The 19,760-nt window shown below is 72.2% G+C and carries 14 protein-coding genes; 3 read left to right on the forward strand and 11 right to left on the reverse strand.

Features of this window, described 5'->3' with window-relative positions:
• Positions 1-76 precede the first annotated feature (76 nt).
• The 9 genes from OHB00_RS12305 to OHB00_RS12345 form a co-directional block, all read right to left on the reverse strand.
• Positions 77-1,198 carry a pseudouridine synthase gene (locus OHB00_RS12305; RefSeq protein ID WP_406434162.1) on the reverse strand — a complete coding sequence of 374 codons (1,122 nt, stop codon included), beginning with the start codon at positions 1,196-1,198 and terminating at the stop codon, positions 77-79.
• A complete protein-coding gene (gene scpB / locus OHB00_RS12310; RefSeq protein ID WP_406434164.1) occupies positions 1,198-1,851 on the reverse strand; it encodes an SMC-Scp complex subunit ScpB in 654 nt (217 codons plus the stop codon). Before scpB ends, OHB00_RS12305 begins: the two co-directional genes overlap by 1 nt.
• Positions 1,848-2,936 (reverse strand): segregation/condensation protein A, encoded by a 1,089-nt coding sequence (locus tag OHB00_RS12315; protein ID WP_406434166.1) that lies wholly within the window; start codon positions 2,934-2,936, stop codon positions 1,848-1,850. The genes scpB and OHB00_RS12315 overlap by 4 nt, the downstream gene beginning before the upstream one ends.
• A gap of 38 nt (positions 2,937-2,974) precedes the next feature.
• Positions 2,975-3,568 (reverse strand): hypothetical protein, encoded by a 594-nt coding sequence (locus tag OHB00_RS12320; RefSeq protein ID WP_406434168.1) that lies wholly within the window; start codon positions 3,566-3,568, stop codon positions 2,975-2,977.
• The gene (locus OHB00_RS12325) at positions 3,553-4,680 is read right to left on the reverse strand and encodes a ParA family protein (RefSeq protein ID WP_406434170.1); all 1,128 of its coding nucleotides are present in this window, start codon (positions 4,678-4,680) and stop codon (positions 3,553-3,555) included. Before OHB00_RS12325 ends, OHB00_RS12320 begins: the two co-directional genes overlap by 16 nt.
• 405 nt (positions 4,681-5,085) lie before the next feature.
• The gene (gene ald, locus OHB00_RS12330) at positions 5,086-6,210 is read right to left on the reverse strand and encodes an alanine dehydrogenase (protein ID WP_406434172.1); all 1,125 of its coding nucleotides are present in this window, start codon (positions 6,208-6,210) and stop codon (positions 5,086-5,088) included.
• 137 nt (positions 6,211-6,347) lie between these two features.
• Positions 6,348-8,423, reverse strand: coding sequence for a tetratricopeptide repeat protein (locus tag OHB00_RS12335; RefSeq protein ID WP_406434174.1), 2,076 nt, complete (start codon positions 8,421-8,423; stop codon positions 6,348-6,350).
• 173 nt (positions 8,424-8,596) lie between these two features.
• Positions 8,597-9,223, reverse strand: coding sequence for an NUDIX domain-containing protein (locus tag OHB00_RS12340; protein ID WP_406434176.1), 627 nt, complete (start codon positions 9,221-9,223; stop codon positions 8,597-8,599).
• Positions 9,224-9,320: 97 nt separating this feature from the next.
• Positions 9,321-11,009 (reverse strand): CTP synthase, encoded by a 1,689-nt coding sequence (locus OHB00_RS12345; protein WP_406434178.1) that lies wholly within the window; start codon positions 11,007-11,009, stop codon positions 9,321-9,323.
• A 515-nt stretch (positions 11,010-11,524) separates the two neighbouring features.
• On the opposite strand from OHB00_RS12345, the gene OHB00_RS12350 reads away from it, so the two are divergent.
• From OHB00_RS12350 to OHB00_RS12360, 3 genes are all read left to right on the forward strand, one after another.
• On the forward strand, positions 11,525-13,327 hold the full coding sequence (locus OHB00_RS12350; RefSeq protein WP_406445746.1) for a glycoside hydrolase family 15 protein: 1,803 nt from the start codon (positions 11,525-11,527) through the stop codon (positions 13,325-13,327).
• A gap of 153 nt (positions 13,328-13,480) precedes the next feature.
• The gene (locus OHB00_RS12355; protein ID WP_406434180.1) at positions 13,481-14,833 is read left to right on the forward strand and encodes an FAD-binding oxidoreductase; all 1,353 of its coding nucleotides are present in this window, start codon (positions 13,481-13,483) and stop codon (positions 14,831-14,833) included.
• Between the two features lie 43 nt (positions 14,834-14,876).
• Positions 14,877-16,520: a PucR family transcriptional regulator gene (locus tag OHB00_RS12360; RefSeq protein ID WP_406434182.1), complete on the forward strand. Its 1,644-nt coding sequence runs from the start codon at positions 14,877-14,879 to the stop codon at positions 16,518-16,520.
• Positions 16,521-16,524: 4 nt separating this feature from the next.
• Here the strand turns inward: OHB00_RS12360 and OHB00_RS12365 are convergent, their stop codons facing one another.
• Positions 16,525-17,661, reverse strand: coding sequence for a glycosyltransferase family 4 protein (locus OHB00_RS12365; protein WP_406434184.1), 1,137 nt, complete (start codon positions 17,659-17,661; stop codon positions 16,525-16,527).
• 284 nt (positions 17,662-17,945) lie between these two features.
• Positions 17,946-19,664, reverse strand: coding sequence for a DNA repair protein RecN (gene recN / locus OHB00_RS12370; RefSeq protein WP_406445748.1), 1,719 nt, complete (start codon positions 19,662-19,664; stop codon positions 17,946-17,948).
• Positions 19,665-19,760 lie beyond the last annotated feature (96 nt).

A 19,760-nucleotide genomic window follows, 5' to 3' on the forward strand; every position in this document is an offset into this window, starting at 1 on the left:
GTCCCGGGGTGCCCGGGACCGGCCGTCAGGAAGCCGTACACACCCCTTCACGGGGTTCGGAGGATCAGCAGGAGGTCTAGAGGTCGACTTCCTTCATGAGCATCCCGACCTCGGTGTTGGACAGCCGGCGCAGCCAGCCCGACTTCTGGTCGCCGAGGGTGATGGGTCCGAAGGCGACCCGCACCAGCTTGTCGACCGGGAACCCGGCCTCGGCCAGCATGCGGCGCACGATGTGCTTGCGGCCCTCGTGCAGGGTGACCTCGACGAGGTAGTTCTTGCCGGTCTGCTCGACGACCCGGAAGTGGTCGGCGCGCGCGTACCCGTCCTCCAGCTGGATGCCGTCCTTGAGCTTCTTGCCCAGGTCGCGCGGGATCGGGCCGACGATGTGCGCGAGGTAGGTCTTCTTCACGCCGTACTTGGGGTGGGTCAGCCGGTGCGCCAGCTCGCCGTGGTTGGTGAGCAGGATGACGCCCTCGGTCTCGGTGTCGAGTCGCCCCACGTGGAAGAGCCGCGTCTCCCGGTTGGTGACGTAGTCGCCGAGGCACTGCCGGCCGTCCGGGTCCTCCATGGTGGAGACCACACCGGCCGGCTTGTTCAGCGAGAAGAACTGGTACGACTGCGTGGCGACGGTCAGCCCGTCGACGCGGACCTCGTCCTTCTCCGGGTCGACCCGCTTGCCCTGCTCCAGGACGATCTCGCCGTTGACCTCGACGCGGGCCTGCTCGATCAGCTCCTCGCAGGCGCGCCGGGAGCCGTAGCCCGCGCGGGCGAGGACCTTCTGCAGCCGCTCGCCCTCCTGCTCGGCGCCCGGGAAGGTCTTGGGCAGCTTGACGTCCTTCTTGCCCGCGTACCGCTCCCGGTTGCGCTCCTCGGCGCGGGCGTCGTACTCCCGGGAACTCGCCGGAGCGGTACGGCCGCGCCCGGTGCCCTGGCCCTGCCTGGGGCCGCCCTTGGCGCCGCCGCGCGCCGAGGCGCCACGACCCGACTTCGGGCCGTCCTGGGTGGCGCCGGGGCCCACGTCGTAGCGCCGCTCCTCCGGGCGCGGCTTCTTCGGCCGGCCGCCCTGCTTGTCGTCGCGGGCGTTCCCGGCGCCGCGGTAGTTACCGCGGCCACCGCTGCTCCCGCCGCGGCCGCCGCTGTTGCCACCACGGCTCCCGCCGTTGTTTTCGCTGCTGTTCCTGCCGCTGCTGCTTCGCATCAAAGTTCCGTCTTGTCGTCTGCGTCCTCGGAATCCGGAGCGTCCGGATCGAACGACGGCACCCCCTCCTGGGTCTCGGCCTCGATCGCCTCCGCCTCCGGGAGGAAGGGCGCGAGCTCCGGGAGCTCGTCCAGACCGCGCAGGCCCATCCGCTCCAGGAAGTAGTTCGTCGTCCTGTACAGGATCGCACCTGTTTCGGGTTCCGCGCCCGCCTCCTCGACCAGACCGCGCTGGAGGAGGGTGCGCATCACACCGTCGCAGTTGACTCCACGGACGACCGAGACGCGGCTGCGGCTCACCGGCTGGCGGTACGCGACGACCGCGAGGGTCTCCAGGGCGGCCTGGGTGAGCCTGGCGGTCTGGCCCTCCAGGACCAGCCGCTCGACGGCGGGCGCGTACTCGGCGCGCGTGTAGAAACGCCAGCCGCCCGCGACGAACCGCAGCTCGAAGCCGCGGCCCTGCGCGGTGTACTCCTCCGCCAGCGCCCGCAGCGCCTTGGTGATCGTCTGCCTCGGCCGCTCCAGGAGCTTGGCCAGGTGCTCGACGGTGGCGGGCTCGTCCACGACCATGAGCACCGCCTCCAGGGCCGGCTTGAGGTCGAGCTCGGCGACGGGCCGCAGCCCCGCCGGCAGCTCCGCGGTCTCCTCACTCACGCCTTCTCCTCCTTGGGCGGCTCGGGCGGCCGGTCGAACTCGTCGGTGACCATCGGCCGGGTCTGCTCGTCACCGCCGGTCCACCGCACGATCAGGTCTCCGAGGGCGGTCTCCTGGTCGAGGGCCACGGCCTTCTCCCGGTACAGCTCAAGGAGCGCCAGGAAGCGGGCGACGACGGTGAGCGTGTTGTCGGTGTCCTCGACGAGCACCCGGAAGCTGGCCTCCCCCAGTTCCCGCAGCCGCGCGACCACGATCCCGGCCTGCTCCTGCACGCTGACCAGCGGGGCGTGGATGTGGTCGACGTACACCTGCGGCTTGGGCTTGGGCTGCATCGCCTTGACCGCGAGCCTGGCGAACCCCTCCGGCCCGATGCTGATGACGACCTCGGGCAGCAATGCGGCGAGATGCGGTTCGAGGCCGACGGTACGGGGCCAGCGGCGGGCCTCGTCGTCCAGACGCCGGTTGAAGATGTCGGCGATCTGTTTGTACGCGCGGTACTGCAGCAGCCGCGCGAAGAGCAGGTCACGGGCCTCCAGCAGCGCCAGGTCGGCCTCGTCCTCGACCTCGGCGGCGGGCAGCAGCCGGGCGGCCTTGAGATCGAGCAGGGTGGCGGCCACCACGAGGAACTCGGTGGTCTGGTCCAGGTCCCAGTCCGGCCCCATCGCCCGGATGTGCGCCATGAACTCGTCGGTCACCTTGGAGAGCGCGACCTCGGTGACGTCCAGCTTGTGCTTGGAGATCAGCTGGAGGAGGAGGTCGAAGGGCCCCTCGAAGTTGGCGAGCCGCACTGTGAAGACGCCGTCGGGCGCTTCGGCAGCGCCGGGTTCCTCTGCGGACACGCCGCCGTTGTGGGCAGTCGTTCCGCCGGGCGACGGGGGTCCCCCCGCTCGAGCGGAGTCGAGAGTGGCGGAGGGTGGGCCCAACGGTCCCCCGGCCTCAGCCGGAGAGTCGACCTCAGCCGACGACGGCCTCTCGTCGACCACCGGCAACGCTTCCGGCGCCGGAGGCGAAACCCCCGGCCCCCGCCCCAGCGCACGCCTGCGCCCGGCACCGGGGCCGGAAGCGGGAACGTCGTTCGAGGTCATGGCCGTCGCAGGCTACCGCTTACCGCCCACTCGGCCGACTACCGACCCCGCAGCCGTCGTACGAGGATGCTCGCTTCCCCGCGGGACTCCAGGTCGGCCAGGACCACGGCGACCGCCTCGCGGACGATCCGGCCCCGGTCCACGGCGAGCCCGTGCTCTCCTCGGAGCACGAGACGGGCGTGCTCCAGGTCCATCAGCTCCTCGGCGGAGACATACACGGTGATCTTCTCGTCGTGCCGCTCGCGCCCGCTGGGCCGCCGGGCGGGCGCCCGGCCACCGCGCTTGCGCGGCTGGCCCTGGGCGTCGGCGCCAGAACCTTCCTGCACATCTTGCCGGCGCGGACCGGAGGGCACCACCGTGGCCGACGTCCCGCGGTTGCGGGACTCCCCGGCGTCGGCCGGATCGGCCTCCGCCGCCACGTGCTCAGCGCCCTCGCCGTCGCCGCCCTGCACGGGCACCGACTGGGGCACGTCCTCGGCGGCCGCGGCCGCCGTCTCGTCGCTCTCCCCCGCGGGGGCCGGCACCCGGGCCTCGCCGTTGGCCGGGCGCCTCGGGGTGGACGGCTGCAGCGCCGTCCCCCCGGTCGTACGGAACAGTTCGTCGGCCCCGGGCAGACTCACTCGGCGTGACACCGGGCGAGCACCTCCCTGGCGAGCTGGCGATAGGCGGCGGCACCGACGGAGTTGGAGGCGTACGTGGTGATCGGCTCACCGGCGACCGTGGTCTCCGGGAAGCGGACCGTGCGGCCGATGACCGTGTGGTACACGTGGTCGTCGAACGCCTCGACCACACGGGCCAGCACCTCACGGCTGTGGACCGTGCGCGAGTCGTACATCGTGGCGAGGATGCCGTCGAGCTCCAGCTCCGGGTTGAGCCGCTCCTGGACCTTCTCGATGGTCTCGGTCAGCAGGGCGACACCGCGCAGGGCGAAGAACTCGCACTCCAGCGGCACGATCACCTTGTGAGCGGCCGTCAGCGCGTTGACCGTGAGCAGGCCGAGCGAGGGCTGACAGTCGATCACGATGTAGTCGTAGTCGGGCAGCAGCGGCTTGAGGGCGCGCTGCAGGGTCGACTCGCGGGCGACCTCGGAGACCAGCTGGACCTCGGCGGCCGACAGGTCGATGTTGGAGGGCAGCAGGTCCATGTTGGGGACCGCGGTCTTCAGGAGGACCTCGTCGGCCGCCATGCCCCGCTCCATGAGCAGGTTGTAGACGGTGAGGTCGAGCTCCATCGGGTTGACGCCGAGACCGACCGACAGCGCGCCCTGCGGGTCGAAGTCCACGAGCAGCACCCGCCGGCCGTACTCCGCGAGCGCGGCACCCAGGTTGATGGTCGACGTGGTCTTGCCGACGCCGCCCTTCTGGTTGCACATCGCGATGATCGTCGCGGGGCCGTGACTGGTCACCGGGCCCGGGATCGGGAAGTACGGCAGCGGGCGCCCGGTCGGGCCGACGCGCTCGCGACGCTGGCGGGCAGCGTCGGGCGCGAGCGTGGCCGCGTACTCCGGATCGGGCTCGTACTCGGCGTCGGGGTCGTAGAAGTGCCCGTCGGGCAGTTCGTCGTAGTCGGCGAGTTGGTTGTGGGGCGCGCCACTTCCGTCGCCGGCCCTGGCGTTCACGTGATGGCCATCCATGCTCTGGTGTGCTGTCCGCGTGATCAGCGGACTCTGGGCTGCTGCGAAGGTACGCACCGCGACGGAGCCGACAGCCTCGAACCCCGCGGGACCCTGGTCCCGTACCGGCATTCCTGGTTGACCACCCCCGGGAGAAAATGTCGACTCATTCACAAGTCGTCTTACCTCCTTGGTGACCAGGAAACTTCTAGACAGGTCAGCGTGGCACCATGCCGACGGTTGGCGACTCTATGGCGTGTCGGGTGTTCGCAGCAACACAATCCGCCGGACCCGGCAGGATGTGTCGGCAATGAAACATCCCGCTGTCAAGGGCGTACGGCCGTCGCACAGCAGGTTTCACCGGTGTGCGAATCGGTCGAAGGGTTACGTTCGAGGCGAGTTGACCGCAAGTCGCAAAGTGACCATACACACATCCGGCCGGACCTTGTCGGGCAAGGTCCGGCCGGATGTGCGCGATTGACGCGGCTTGTTGACGTATCGCCTTTACGAAAAGGTGACTTGCGGGTCGGGGCCGGTTCAGCCGATCAGCGTGTCGAGGTCCACGTGCTCCAGGCCGTGCGCCTCGGCGACCTCCTTGTAAACGACCTTGCCGTCATGGGTGTTGAGACCCCTGGCCAGCGCGGCGTCACGGCGCAGCGCCTCCGCCCAGCCGTTGTCCGCGAGCGACACGATGTACGGCAGCGTGGCGTTGGTGAGCGCGTAGGTGGAGGTGTTGGGCACCGCGCCGGGCATGTTGGCGACGCAGTAGAAGACCGACTCGTGGATCTTGAAGGTCGGCTCGGCATGCGTGGTGGGACGGGAGTCCTCGAAGCAGCCGCCCTGGTCGATCGCGATGTCGACAAGGACACTTCCCTGCTTCATCCGGGAGACCAGCTCGTTGGTGACGAGCTTCGGGGCCTTGGCGCCCGGGATGAGCACCGCGCCGATCACGAGGTCGGCCTCCAGGCAGGCCTTCTCCAGCTCGAAGGCGTTGGACATGACGGCCTTGACCTTGGTGCCGAAGATCCGGTCGGCCTCGCGCAGCTTGTTGATGTCGCGGTCGAGCAGGGTCACGTCGAAGCCCATGCCGATGGCGATCTGCACGGCGTTCCAGCCGGAGACCCCGCCGCCGATGACGACGGCCTTGGCGGGCAGTACACCCGGGACACCACCGGGCAGGACGCCACGGCCGCCGGCGGCGCGCATCAGGTGGTAGGCGCCGACCTGGGGGGCGAGCCGGCCGGCCACCTCGGACATCGGCGCGAGCAGCGGGAGCGCGCGGTTGGGCAGTTCGACGGTCTCGTAGGCGATCGCCGTGGTGCCGGACTCCAGCAGGGCGTCGGTGCACTCCTTGGAGGCGGCCAGGTGCAGGTAGGTGAAGAGGGTCTGGTCCTTGCGGAGGCGGTGGTACTCCTCCGCGATCGGCTCCTTGACCTTCAGCAGCAGGTCGGCGGTGGCCCACACCTCGTCGGCGGTGTCCAGGATCGTGGCACCGGCGGCGACGTACTCGCCGTCGGGGATCGACGAGCCGACACCGGCGCCGCGCTCGATGACGACCTGGTGGCCGTGACGCACCAGCTCGTGCACGCCGGCCGGGGTGATGGCCACCCGGAACTCGTTGTTCTTGACCTCGCGGGGGATGCCGACCTTCACGTCGATCACGGTCCTTGGCTCAGAGGGTGTGTGGGGGCATAGATACACATACCCGGCATGCAGCGGCATACCAGGAGACACCGCGGAAGAACCGGCGGCAGAGCCAGTTTAATGAAGGTGTTCCGACTGTCTAGCCTTTCATTGCATCAATCTTCGCCGGATGTACTACGGATTTCGCAGGTGTTAGCGCCGCGTTCCGGCTCGGAGTCATGGTCCGGGGGGCCCACGGGGTCCAGAGGCTCCTCACCCAGCATGCGCTCGGCGGCCGACCGGTGCAGGCTCGCGGCGGTGGAGTCGCCGAGGCGCTCCAGCGTGTCGGCGAGCCGCAACTGGAGCGCCGCCTGGAGCCGGGTGTCCTCGGCGCGGCGCGCCCACTCGACCGCCTCCTGGCAGGTGCGCAGCGACTCCTCGGGCCGGCCGGCGTACTCCTGGACCCGGGCCAGCTCGCTCAACGCCCTTGCCTGCGCGGGCACATCACCGTTCTTGCGGTGGCCGGAAACAGCCGCCCGCCAGGACCGCAGCGCCTCGCCGTACCGGCCCGCGTAGGTGTGCGCGCCGGCGATGCGGCCGTAGAGCCGGGCCGCCTCGGCACGCTCGCCGCGGGCCAGGCGCTCGGCGAGGGCCCGGCCGAACCAGTCGGCGGCCCGGTCGTAGTCCCCCAGCTCCTGATACGTGCCACCTACGGATTCCATTGCACGACCGGTCGCGTACGGGTCATTTGCTTTGCGTCCGGCATCCAAAGCAGACCGATAGCGCACCAGCGCGGCCGCGGTGCGCCCGGTCTGCGCGTCCAGGTCGCCGAGGTTCAGCAGCGCGGCGGCCTGCTCGCGGTACAGCCCGCGGCGCCGGGCGACATCCAGGACGAGCCCGTGGACGCCGTACAGGTCGGGGGCCGCGGCCTGGGTGCCGAGGTGGGCCACCATGGCCTTGACCAGCTGCGCCATCAGACGGCGGGCCAGCGTGTCGAGCTCGCCGTCGGCGACCGCCGCGCGGGCGGCGGCGAGCAGGGCCGGGCGCCGGCCGCACAGCCAGTCGGCGGCGGCCCGGGGGGTGGGGAAGCGCAGCTCGCGGGGGAGCGCCTGGAGCTTCTCGCGGGCCTGCGGGTTGTCGGTCTCGGTGATCGCCCGGCAGGACTGCAGCAGCCGTACCGTGCGCTCCAGCATCCGGGCGCGGGCCAGCTGGAGCTCCGCGGCCCGCTCCTGGCTCTCGGCCAGCGCCCGGAGCAGCGGGTGCAGGCAGCCAGGGACCTCGTACTGGGGCAGCGAGGAGGTCACGGGGCGCAGCAGGCCCAGCCGGACCAGCTCGTCCAGGGTGGTGCGGGCGGTGTCGACCGAGCAGCCGGCGAGGGCGGACGCGGTGTGCGGGTCGGCCAGGCCGGCCGGGGCCAGGCTGAGGAGGCGCAGTATCCGGGCGGACTGGGCCGGCAGCTGGTCGTGCGCGAACCGGAGGACCCGGGCCAGCGCGGTGCCGTCGTCCGGCTCGGCGTGCAGCCGTTTGGCGAGGTCGGAGACGGCGGCCTGGGGGCGGGCGGCGAGCCAGCCGCCGGCCAGGGCGAGCGCCGCGGGCTGCGCCTGGCACACCTCGACCAGCGACTCGGCGGACCGGGGGTCGACGGTGATGCGGACCGAGCCGGTGTACCGGCTGAGCAGTTCCACGGCCGACTTGGTGTCCAGGCCGCCCAGGGTGCACGGGCGGACGTCCGAGATGCCGGTGAGCGGGCCGCCGGAGACGGCGACGGCCAGGCAGTCCGGGGTGTCGGGGAGCAGGACGTCGACCTCTTCGGCACCGGGCGCGTCGTCGAGCAGGAGCAGCATCCGGCGTTCGGCGAGGGCGGTGCGCAGGGCGTGGGTGAGGTCGTCCGCGGCGGCGCCGGCCGGGGTGGGCAGCCGCAGGGCGGTGAGGAGGTCGCGGGCGGTGCGCTCGACGGGGACCGGGGTGCCGTCGGGCTCGGTGAGGCGGGCGCGCAGCACCCCGTCGGGGTAGGCGGCGGCGACCTGCCGGACGAGTTCCCCGGCGAGGGCGGTGCGGCCGGAACCGGGTCTGCCCGCGATCAGCAGTACCCGGGCACGGGGGGCCTTGCGGCCGGCGATGGTGTCCAGGCCCGCGCGCTCGATGTCGGCGCGCAGTTCCTTCAACTCCCTTGTACGGCCCAGGAACCGGTCGTCCGTGGCCGCGGGCGCCGAGCGCCGTGCGCCGCCTGTGTCCACCGCCTGATCCGTCACGGGCCACACTCCCGTCCCACCGCACACGCAGGCCCGCCGGGGCTCCGGTTCGGGCGTATCGGCTCAATCGCGTCGAGCCTAGTTCACGTGCGCGGACGTTCCGGGCGGAGCGCGGCGGGCGCATCGCCCGATCGGATCAGGCGATGGTCACACCGGGTCGTCCGATCGGTGGTTCAGGACTCGAAGGGGCGGGCCGGCCAGGGCGCGTCGGCCGGGCGCAGCGCGTCGAGGCCGTCGCCGGTGCGGGCGGCGACCAGCGAGAGGACGCCCGTCACCAGGCAGTTGTTGTGCAGATCACCGGCGAGCAGCAGGCGCACCAGCTCGTCGACCGGCACGCGCGCGTACTCCAGGTCGGTCTCCTCGTGCTCCGACGCGAAACGCTCCCCCTCGGCCGCGGACAGGTCACGGGCGAGGAAGATCCGTACCGCCTCGTCGCAGCCGCCGGGGGTGGTGTACAGGTCGGTCAGCACCCGCCAGTCCTCGGCCTTGACGTGCGCCTCCTCGTACAGCTCGCGCTGGGCCGCGTGCAGCGGGTTCTCGCCGGGGACGTCGAGCAGGCCGGCCGGGATCTCCCAGAGCTTCTGCCGGACCGGGTGCCGGTACTGGCGGATGAGCAGCACGCGGTCCTCCTCGTCGAGGGCGAGGACGGCGACCGAGCCGGGGTGCACCTGGTAGTCGCGGCGGACCACCGACCCGTCGGGCATGACCACCTCGTCCGTGCGGACCGAGGTCTTGTTGCCCACGAAGGGGGTCTCGGTCGCCCGGATCTCCCACTCCTCGGGGGTGTCCTTGATCGTCATGCCGTGCCGCCCTTCCACGCGCCTGCCACCTGCAGAAAAGAAAACCGGGGTGCTCACCTTTGAAGGTATGCGCCCCGGCCACCGTACAACCGGTGTGTTACTTCGAATTCCCCTGCTCGACGGCGCCCTGCTGACGCGCGACCGCGGCCTTCACCAGGCCTGCGAAGAGCGGGTGCGGGCGGGTCGGGCGGGAGCGCAGCTCCGGGTGGGCCTGGGTGGCGACCAGGTAGGGGTGGACGTCGCGCGGGTACTCGACGTACTCGACGAGCTTGCCGTCCGGGGAGGTGCCGGAGAACAGGATGCCGGCCTTCTTCTCCAGCTCCGCGCGGTAGGCGTTGTTCACCTCGTAGCGGTGGCGGTGCCGCTCCTCGACGTACTCCTTGCCGTCGTACACCTCGCGCACGATGGAGCCCTCGGCCAGCTTGGCCGGGTACATGCCGAGCCGCATGGTGCCGCCCATGTCGCCTTCGCCGGCGACGATGTCCAGCTGCTCGGCCATGGTGGAGATGACCGGGTGGCCGGTGGCGGAGTCGAACTCGGTGGAGTTGGCGTCCGGGATGTCGGCCAGGTTGCGGGCGGCCTCGATCACGATGCACTGCAGGCCCAGGCAGAGGCCGAGCAGCGGGATCCGGTTCTCGCGGGCGTAGCGGATGGCGCCGACCTTGCCGAGCACACCGCGGTCGCCGAAGCCGCCGGGGATGCAGATGCCGTCGACGTCGGAGAGCTGGGCCGCCGCGCCGGCCGGGGTCCGGCAGTCGTCCGACGTCACCCACTTGATCTTCACGCGGGCCTTGTTGGCGAAACCGCCGGCGCGCAGCGCCTCGGTGACCGAGAGGTAGGCGTCGGGCAGGTCGATGTACTTGCCGACCAGCGCGAGGGTGATCTCGTGATCGGGGTTGTGGACGCGGTCGAGCAGGTCGTCCCAGGTCCGCCAGTCCACGTCGCGGAACGGCAGGTCCAGCTTGCGGACGACGTAGGCGTCCAGGCCCTCGCCGTGCACGGTCTTCGGGATGTCGTAGATCGAGCGGGCGTCCGGGCAGGCCACGACCGCGGCCTCGTCGACGTCGCACATCAGCGAGATCTTGCGCTTGATCGCGGTGGGGACCTCGCGGTCGCAGCGCAGCACGATCGCGTCCGGCTGGATACCGATGTTCCGCAGGGCGGCCACGGAGTGCTGGGTGGGCTTGGTCTTCAGCTCGCCGGAGGGCCCGATGTACGGCAGGAGCGAGATGTGCACCACGAAGACGTTGTCCCGGCCGACCTCGTGCCGGACCTGGCGGACCGTCTCCAGGAACGGCAGCGACTCGATGTCGCCGACCGTGCCGCCGACCTCGGTGATGACGACGTCGACCTCGTCGGTGGCCATGCGGCGGATGCGGTGCTTGATCTCGTTGGTGATGTGCGGGATGACCTGGACCGTGTCGCCCAGGTACTCGCCACGCCGTTCCTTGGCGATCACCGTCGAATAGACCTGACCTGTGGTGACGTTGGCGGAGCCGTCCAGGTCGCGGTCGAGGAAACGCTCGTAGTGGCCGATGTCCAGGTCGGTCTCGGCACCGTCGTTGGTGACGAAGACCTCACCGTGCTGGAAGGGGTTCATCGTGCCCGGGTCGACGTTCAGGTACGGGTCGAGCTTCTGCATCACGACGCGCAGGCCCCGGGCCTTGAGCAGCATGCCCAGGCTGGAGGCCGTCAGGCCCTTGCCGAGCGAGGAGGCGACACCCCCGGTGACGAAGATGTGCTTGGTCGTCGTGGCTGCGCTGTTTTTGAAAGCATGCGGCGGCATGGCCAAGAGGGGGCTCCCGTGGTCGCGGTCTGTCGTGCGGTACGGCTGCCGTCCGGGAGTTTCCGGGGGTGGGGCCGTCGCTGCGGTTCGGGGGTTTCGTGCCCACCGGTCCACGGGCTACCAGGGTATCAGCGCCGTGGAGAGATGGCCTCCGGCCACGCTCCGTACACAGGTCGGCACAGACGTGGTATCTGCCTTACCGGCTTTTCACTCGGCGCTCACCCGTTCGGCCCACACAGGTTGCCCGGAGCGGCACGCAGATCATCTACGTGCGTCGTATCCTGCTCGGACACTCGCTGCCGAGCCGGCCGGAAAACACGGCACACCCCCGCCCGTCACTCCCGGAACACGAGAGCTTGGCAGTTCGTTGAGCTATGACTGTCGTTTTGCCTCAGGGCACGGCGGGCTGCTTTGCTTCACCGCTTAACGACGCACAACAACAACCCCCCTTGACCGCACTAGCGACAGCCCCCCTCTGCCTGGGGGGTGACGTGGCCGTTCGACTGGAGTTGCACGTGGCCGGGCGCATCGAAGACTACGCACTCATCGGAGACATGCAGACCGCCGCCTTGGTCTGCCGGGACGGCACAGTGGACTGGCTGTGCCTGCCCCGCTTCGACTCGCATGCCATCTTCGCCGGTCTGCTCGGCACGGAGGAACACGGCTTCTGGCGGCTCGGCCCGGCGCACGCGGCCGACTCCCAGCCCGCGACCGCGACGCGCCGCACCTACCGGGGCGACTCGCTGATCCTGGAGTCGGAGTGGGACACCCCGCGCGGCACGGTCCGGGTCACCGACTTCATGCCCCCGCGTGACGGCGCGCCCCAGCTGATCCGCATCGTCGAGGGCGTCACCGGCCGGGTGCCGATGCGCTCGGTGCTGCGCATGCGGTTCTCCTACGGCCGGGTGGTCCCCTGGGTGCACAAGCACGACGGCCGTACGGTCGCCGTGGCCGGCCCCGACTCGGTGTGGTTCGACACCTCCGCGGAGACCTACGGCAAGTCGCTGACCACCTACGCGGACTTCACCGTCGCCCCCGGCGACCGGATCGCGTTCACCATCTCGTGGCAGCCCTCGCACAAGGAGCCGCCGCCGCTGCCGGAGCCGGAGCAGTCGCTGCAGGCGACCGAGGACTTCTGGCGGGAGTGGGTCGAGCACTGCACGTACCACGGCCCGTACCGCGAGGCCGTGATCCGCTCGCTGATCACCCTCAAGGCCCTCACCTACGCCCCCACGGGCGGCATCGTCGCCGCGCCCACGACCTCCCTCCCCGAGGACATCGCCGGTGTCCGCAACTGGGACTACCGCTACACCTGGCTCCGCGACGCGGCCATCACCCTGTCCTCGCTGCTGCGCACCGGCTACCGCGAGGAGGCCCGCGCCTGGCGCGAGTGGCTGCTCCGCGCGGTCGCCGGCGACCCCGAGAACCTGCAGATCATGTACGGCATCGCGGGCGAGCGGGAGCTGGGCGAGGCCGAGCTGGACTGGCTGCCCGGCTACGAGAACTCGGCGCCCGTCCGGGTCGGCAACGGCGCCGCCCACCAGCTCCAGCTGGACGTCTACGGCGAGGTCACCGAGGCCCTGCACCTGGCCCACATGACCGGCCTCGCCCGCAACGACTACGCGTCCCTGCTCCAGCTCAAGCTCATCCGCTACCTGGAGGACCACTGGGACGAGCCGGACGAGGGCATCTGGGAGGTGCGCGGGCCGCGCCGGCACTTCGTGCACTCCAAGGTGATGGCCTGGGTCGCCGTCGACCGCACCATCAAGCTCATCGAGTCCGGCGACGCGGACGGCCCGCTGGAGCGCTGGACGGAGCTGCGCGACGACATCCACCGGGACGTCTGCGAGCGCGGCTACGACAAGGAGCGCAACACCTTCACCCAGTCGTACGGCTCCCAGGAGCTGGACGCCTCGCTGCTGCTCATCCCCCAGATGGGGTTCCTGCCGCCGGACGACAAGCGGGTCATCGGCACCATCGAGGCGATCCAGCGGGAGCTGTCCACGTCGGACGGTTTCATCCTGCGCTACCCGACCTCGGGCGGCGACGAGGGCGTGGACGGCCTCCCCGGTGACGAGGGTGCCTTCCTGGCATGCTCGTTCTGGATGGCCGACGACCTCGCGATGATCGGGCGCGTCGACGAGGCCCGCAAGCTGTTCGAGAAGCTGCTCGGGCTGCGGAACGACCTCGGGCTGCTGGCGGAGGAGTGGGATCCGCGGCTGAAGCGGCAGGTGGGGAACTTTCCGCAGGCGTTCAGCCACGTGCCGCTGATCGACACGGCGCTGCGGCTGACGGCGTCGGGCGCGTACGGGGGGTAGCGCCGTCGGTCGTCGGTTGTCTGCGGGTGCGTGGGGGCTGGTCGCGCCCGCGCGGCGGCAGCCGCATGTCAGACGGAGCCCCGCGCCCCTGAGGGGCACGCCCCTCCTTAGGCTGGTCAAGAAGGAATCCCCCCTTTCCGGAAGGGGGCAGCCATGGCTCCCCTCTCGAAGGCACGCACGGCACTCGTTGAGCTCCGCGAGGATCTGGTCGGCGAGGTGTTCGCCCCCGGGGACCCGGGGTACGACGACGCCCGTGCCGTCTTCAACGGCATGATCGACCGGCGGCCTGCCGTCATCGCCCAGTGCGCCGCCGACGCCGACGTGGTCCGCGCCGTGCGGTTCGGCCGGGAGCTGGACCTGCACGTCGCGGTGCGGGGCGGTGGGCACGGTGTGGCGGGCTCGGCGGTTGCCGACGCCGCGCTGGTGGTGGACCTGCGCCGGATGCACGAGGTGAGCGTCGACCCGGTGGCGAAGACCGTACGCGTGCAGGGCGGCGCCACCATCGGCCGTCTGGACCGGGCGACCCAGCCGTACGGTCTCGCCACCACCGGCGGCCGAGCCTCCGGCACGGGGGTCGCCGGTTTCGTGCTCGGCGGCGGGACGGGCTGGCTGGACCGCGCTTTCGGCCTGGCCGTCGACCACCTGCTGGGTGTCGAACTGGTCACCGCCGGCGGGGAGCGTGTCCGCGCCGACGCCGACGAGAATCCGGAGTTGTTCTGGGCCCTGCACGGCGGTGGCGGGAACTTCGGCGTCGCCACCGCGCTCACCCTCGGACTGCACGAGCTGCCGGTGTTCACGACCGCGCTGCTGCTGTTCCCGCCGTCGTCGGGCCCGAACGTCCTCCGCGCCTTCCGCGAGGTGATCCGCACCGGCCCCGACGAGGTGGGCGGCACGGTGCTGTACCTCACTGTCGGCGGCGATCCGGTGTGCGCCGTCCTCGTGACGTACGTGGGGGACGAGGAAGGCCTGCGCGGGGTCGCCGAGCCGCTGCTGGCGCTGCCGCACGCGGCGGAGGTCGTCGGCGCGATGCCGTACAGCGAGGTGCAGGGCATGCTCGACGTTCCGGCCGGGCTGCGCAACCACGGGTCGGCCGAGTGTCTGGCCGGCCTGCCCGACGCGGCGGTGGACGCCTGGTGCGGTGGCGCGGCGGGGATGCCGGTGCCGACCGGCAGCCGGCTGGTGCTGGTCCCGCTGGGCGGCGCGATCGCCTCCGGACCGGGTCAGTACCCGGTGCCGTACCGGGACGCGGCCTGGGTGGTGCATCCGTTCGGGATCTGGGCGGACCCGGGCGACGACGAACGGGTGATCGAGTGGGTGCGGGGCGCCGGTACCGCGGTCCGGCCGTGGTCCACCGGCGCGGTCTGCCTGAACCTCGTCGGTGACGAGAGCCCGGAGCGGGTGCGGGCCGGTCTGGGCGTGGGGAACGCGCTGCGGCTCGGCAAGGTGAAGCGGCGCTGGGACCCCGACAACGTTTTCCGCTTCAACCACAACATCAGACCGCTCTAGCGGAAGGTGCCGTGGACGCGTTCACCCAGGTAGCGTCCGCTCCATGGACAGCGGTACGGGCAGCGGACTCGACACCCAGGGCGCCGGAATCACCGTGCAGCGGGCGCTGGAGCTGCCCACGCTGCGCAGCGGGCTCCCGGAGATCCTGGCGGGCGCCGACCGGCTGGGCCGCACCGTGCGCTGGGTGCACGCGGGCGAGGTGCCGAACATCGCCTCGCTGCTGAAGGGCGGCGAACTGCTGCTCACCACCGGCTACGGGCTGGGCACCCGGCCGACCGACCAGCGGGCGTTCGTCCGCACGCTCGCCGAGCGGGGCATCGCCGCCCTGGTGGTGGAGCTGGGCGCCCGGTTCTCCCGGCTGCCCGCCACCCTCGTCGACACCGCCCGCTCGACGGGACTGCCGCTGGTCGTGCTGCACCGCGAGGTGCCGTTCGTGACGGTGACCGAGGAGATCCACACCGAGATCGTCAACCACCACTACGCGCTCCTCCAGCGCGCCGAGGAGATGCACCGCCGCTGCACCGAGGCCCTGCTGGGCGGCGGCGGGGTGCCGCAGGTGCTGGCGATCCTGGCCGACTTCAGCGGCAACCCGGTCTTCCTGGAGACCGCCGACGGCCGGCTGCTGTACGCGGCCGGATCGGGGCCCGAGGGGGCGGATCCGCTCCAGGTGTGGGAGGGGCTGCGCGGTCAGCACAAGGACGCGCCGCCGCCGACCGGGGCGGTGCTGGTCGACGTGCCCGGCGGCGGCCCGGGGGCGGGGTCGGTGCGGGCCCGGCTGGTCCTGCTTCCGGTGCGCGGACCGCTGGCGCCCGTGCACCGGATCGCCGCCGACCGCGCGGCGGGCATCCTGGCCGTCGTGCTGATGCAGGCCCGCCAGGAGGAGGAGCTGGCGGCGCGTGGGCGCGGCGACTTCCTGACCGACCTCGCGGAGGGCCGGATCACCGCCGAGGACGCCCCGGCGCAGGCCCGTGTCCTCGGTTTCAAGCCCGGCGGCAGCCCGCTGCTGCCGGTGGTCATGCGGGTCGGCGACTCCCTGTCCCCGGGCGGAGGCTGGGCGGTGCTGGCCCGGGCGGTCGGCGAGGAGCTGGCGGCCGTGGGCGTGCCGGTCCTGCTGGGCGTACGACCGGTCGAGGGCCGCGTGCCGCTGCTCGTGGGCCTGCGCTCGGAGGCGGAGCGGACGACGGTCGCGGACCGGGTCGCGGCAGCGCTCCGGGCGGGGGTGGAGCGCGCCGGTATGCAGCGCCCCGGAGCCGCTCCCCCGGTCGTGGTGGTCGGGGTGGCCGGCGGCTGGGCGGCGGCGTCGGCTGGACTGCGGCACTCGGCCGCGACGGCGACAGCGGCCCAGGGCCTCTCCGACCGGCCCTGGTACGACGCGCGCCGCCTCGACATCGACCTCCTGCTGTGGCGGCTGCGCGACCACCCCGACCTGGCGGCCTTCGTGGACCGCGCGATCGGCCCGCTGCGCGACCACGACCACCGTTCCAAGCCGCCGCTGCTGCCCACCCTGGAGACCTATCTGGCGCACGCGGGCCGCAAGGCGGAGACGGCCCGGGAACTCCACCTCAACCGGCAGACCCTCTACAACCGCCTCGCCCGCATCGGGGAGTTGCTGGGCACCGACCTCGACGACCCACAGGTGGTCCTGGCGTTGAGCCTGGCACTGAGAGCCAGAAGGCACGTGCCCTGACGCCTCACGGCAGCGGCCTGAGCTGCGTCAACTCGTCGTACACGCTGAGCACTTGGGCGACGGTCTCGTCCTCCGTGGGCCAGCTCGCCGCCTGCCGTGCCCCCCGCTCGCGCAGCTCCGCGCAGCGCTCGGGGTCGCCGAGCAGACGTACGACGGTGTCGGCGAGGGCCCGTGCGTCGCCGTACGCGACCAGCTCGGCCGCGTCCCCGACCAGGTCGGGGATACCGCCGACAGCGGTGGCGACGAGCGGCACGCCCGCCTGCAGTGCCTCCTGGGCGAGGACGGAGCGGGGCTCCCAACTGCTGGGCAGCAGCGCCAGATCGGCGGCGGCGAGCAGCTCGGCGACATCGTCACGGCGGCCGATCAGCCGCACGGGCAGCTCCTCGTCCTCGATCCGCCGCTGCAACGCCGAACGCAGCGGCCCCTCGCCGGCGATGACGAGGAGCGGCACCGGATCGAGCCGGCACCAGGCACGTGCCGCGTCCAGCAGGACGTCATAACCGCGATGCCGGTCGAGGGAGCCGACCGCGATGAGCAACGGCCGCCCCATGGCGCCGAGTTCGGCCCGGACCTTGGGCCGCAGCCGCTCCGCCTCGTCCTCGTCGGCGGGCCGCCGCAGGCCGGGCAGCGCCACGGCGGCGAGCCGGGCGTCCCTGGCGCCGGTACGGCGGGCCCGGTCCACCAGGTCGGAGGTGGTGCCGAGCACCACGGCGGCCGTCCTCACCACCCGCCGCTCCAGCATCCTCAGCAGATGCGCCCGCGCTCCCTCGGCATGCGCCCGGTTGTGCCAGGTGACGATCAGCGGAGTGGTGCGGCCGCTCAGCGCCAGTACCGCGCGGAAGGAGGCGTGCAGGCCGTGGGCGTGCACCAGGTCGGCGTCCGTGCAGGCGGCGCGGAGCGCGGCGACCGAGCCCGGGTCGCTGCTGCGGGGCACATGCACATGGTCGGCGCCGACGCCCGAGAAGCCGTAGGCGCGATCGGCCTCGGCGGGGGCGCACACCGTGACCCGCACGCCCCGCGCGACGAGGCCGGCGGCCAGCGAACGCACGTGCGCGCTGCTGCCGGCGTTGCCGCCGCCCAGCACCTGCACGGTGCGCAGCGACGACTGAGCGTGCGGTGCGTTGCTGCTCACGGGGCTCACGCGGCCGGGGCTCCTGGTTCGGCGTGGGGCGGTCACGAGGGAACGTACAGAAGGTATCGGGGCCGACGGCATCACCGCGCGTACCTCCCCCGGACACCGCGCCCCCCTCAAGCATGCCAGCACACAAGGGGGTTCCGGGTATTCCGAGAGGTCACATACCGAGGCGGGCCGGGGCAATGCGCCGAACCGTGTCACCCGGGAGGGTGACGCCCTGGGGGCCTTCACCCACCGCCCTCTGCCCGCCGCCCGCCGATCTCCGCTCTCTTATCTCCGTCCGTGGTCCGTCAGCGCTCCGCCCGTGCCGTCGCCAGCAGTTCCTCGGCGTGCGCCCGTGCCGTCTCCGAGTCCTCCTGGCCGGCCAGCATGCGGGACAGCTCCCGTACCCGCTCCTCGCCCTCCAGGACCTTCACGCCCGAGCGGGTGACCGAGCCGTCGTTGGTCTTCTCCACGAGCAACTGCCGGTCGGCGAAGGCGGCGACCTGGGGAAGGTGCGTGACGACGACCACCTGTGCGGACTTGGCGAGCTTGGCCAGGCGCCGCCCGATCTCCACCGCCGCCTTGCCGCCGACACCCGCGTCGACCTCGTCGAAGAGGTACGTCGGGACCGGGTCCGTACCCGCGAAGACGACCTCCACCGCGAGCATCACCCGCGACAGCTCACCGCCGGAGGCGCCCTTGGCGATGGGGCGGGGCGGGGCGCCCGGATGCGGGGCGAGAAGCAGTTCGACCTCGTCGGCACCCGCCGGGCCGTAGGCCACCGCCCGGCCGCCGACCTCCACGCCTTCCGGATCCTCGGTCTGCCGGATGGCGAAGGAGACGCGCGCGTGCGGCATCGCGAGGGAGCCCAGTTCGGCGGTGACGGCGGCCGCGAAGCGTTCGGCGGCCTCGGTGCGCGCCTCGGTCAAAGCCTGTGCGAGACCGCCCAGTTCGGCGCGCAGGCCGTCCCGCTCGGCGGTCAGTTCGTCGATCCGCTCGTCGTCGCCGTCGAGCTCGGTGAGCCGCGCGGCGCTCTGCTCGGCCCACGCCAGCACCGCGTCGACGTCCGAGCCGTACTTGCGGGTCAGCGCGGTGAGCGCGGCGCGCCGCTCCTCCACGGCCGCGAGCCGCAGCGGATCGGCGTCCAGGTCGTCGGCGTACCCGGCGAGTTCACCCGCCACGTCGCCGAGCAGGATCCCGACCTCGCCGATCCGGTCGGCGAGCGCGGCCAGCGCCGGGTCGTGCGAGCGCACGGCCTCCAGGGCCCGGTTGGCGCCCGCGACGAGGGTGGCCGCGTCGATGCCCTCGGGGTCCTCGGGGTTTCCGGCGAGCGCGGAGTGCGCGGCGGTCGCGGCGGACGACAGCGCCTCGGCGTGCCCGAGCCGCTCGGCCTCCTCGGCGAGCTCGACGTCCTCGCCGGCCCGTGGTTCGACGCCGGCGATCTCGTCCAGCCCATAGCGCAGCATGTCGGCCTCCTGGGCCCGCTCACGCGCGCGCGTGACGATCTCCTCCAGCTCGGCCGCGACGGCCCGCAGCCGCCGGTACGCCTCGCCGTACTTGGCCAGCGGTACGGCGACCCCGTCGCCCGCGTACCGGTCGAGGGCCTGCCGCTGCCGGGACAGCTTCAGCAGCCCCTGCTGGTCGGTCTGCCCGTGCACGGCCACCAGGTCGTCGGCGAGCTCGGCGAGCAGCCCCACGGGCACGCTGCGCCCGCCCAGGTGCGCTCGCGAGCGCCCCTCGGCGGAAACGGTACGGCTGATCAGCAGCGCCCCGTCGTCCAGCTCGGCACCGGCCTCCTCGGCCCGTACGCCCGCCGAGGCGCCCTCGGGCACGGTGACCCGCCCCTCCACGACCGCCTTCTCGGCCCCGATCCGCACCAGCGCGGGATCCGCCCGCCCACCGAGCAGCAGCCCCAGGCTCGTGACCACCATGGTCTTGCCCGCACCCGTCTCACCGGTGACGGCGGTGAACCCCGGCGACAACTCGACGACAGCGTCGTCGATGACTCCGAGGGACCGTATCCGCATTTCTTCCAGCACGGGGAAGACCTTACGAGGTCGGGCCGACGAAGTGCGAGGCCCCCTGTCACCCGGGCGAGTGGAGAAACCGCGAGGGGCAGTCGG

The organism is Streptomyces sp. NBC_00631 (assembly GCF_045206895.1).
Taxonomy (GTDB): Bacteria; Actinomycetota; Actinomycetes; order Streptomycetales; family Streptomycetaceae; genus Streptomyces.

Excerpts from the sequence above, each read along its gene's own strand:
- OHB00_RS12305 (WP_406434162.1), bottom strand. The coding sequence starts at position 1,198 with ATGCGAAGCAGCAGCGGCAGGAACAGCAGCGAAAACAACGGCGGGAGC.
- OHB00_RS12315 (WP_406434166.1), bottom strand. The coding sequence starts at position 2,936 with ATGACCTCGAACGACGTTCCCGCTTCCGGCCCCGGTGCCGGGCGCAGG.
- OHB00_RS12325 (WP_406434170.1), bottom strand. The coding sequence starts at position 4,680 with ATGCCGGTACGGGACCAGGGTCCCGCGGGGTTCGAGGCTGTCGGCTCC.
- OHB00_RS12340 (WP_406434176.1), bottom strand. The coding sequence starts at position 9,223 with ATGACGATCAAGGACACCCCCGAGGAGTGGGAGATCCGGGCGACCGAG.
- OHB00_RS12345 (WP_406434178.1), bottom strand. The coding sequence starts at position 11,009 with ATGCCGCCGCATGCTTTCAAAAACAGCGCAGCCACGACGACCAAGCAC.
- OHB00_RS12355 (WP_406434180.1), top strand. The coding sequence starts at position 13,481 with ATGGCTCCCCTCTCGAAGGCACGCACGGCACTCGTTGAGCTCCGCGAG.
- OHB00_RS12360 (WP_406434182.1), top strand. The coding sequence starts at position 14,877 with ATGGACAGCGGTACGGGCAGCGGACTCGACACCCAGGGCGCCGGAATC.
- recN (WP_406445748.1), bottom strand. The coding sequence starts at position 19,664 with ATGCGGATACGGTCCCTCGGAGTCATCGACGACGCTGTCGTCGAGTTG.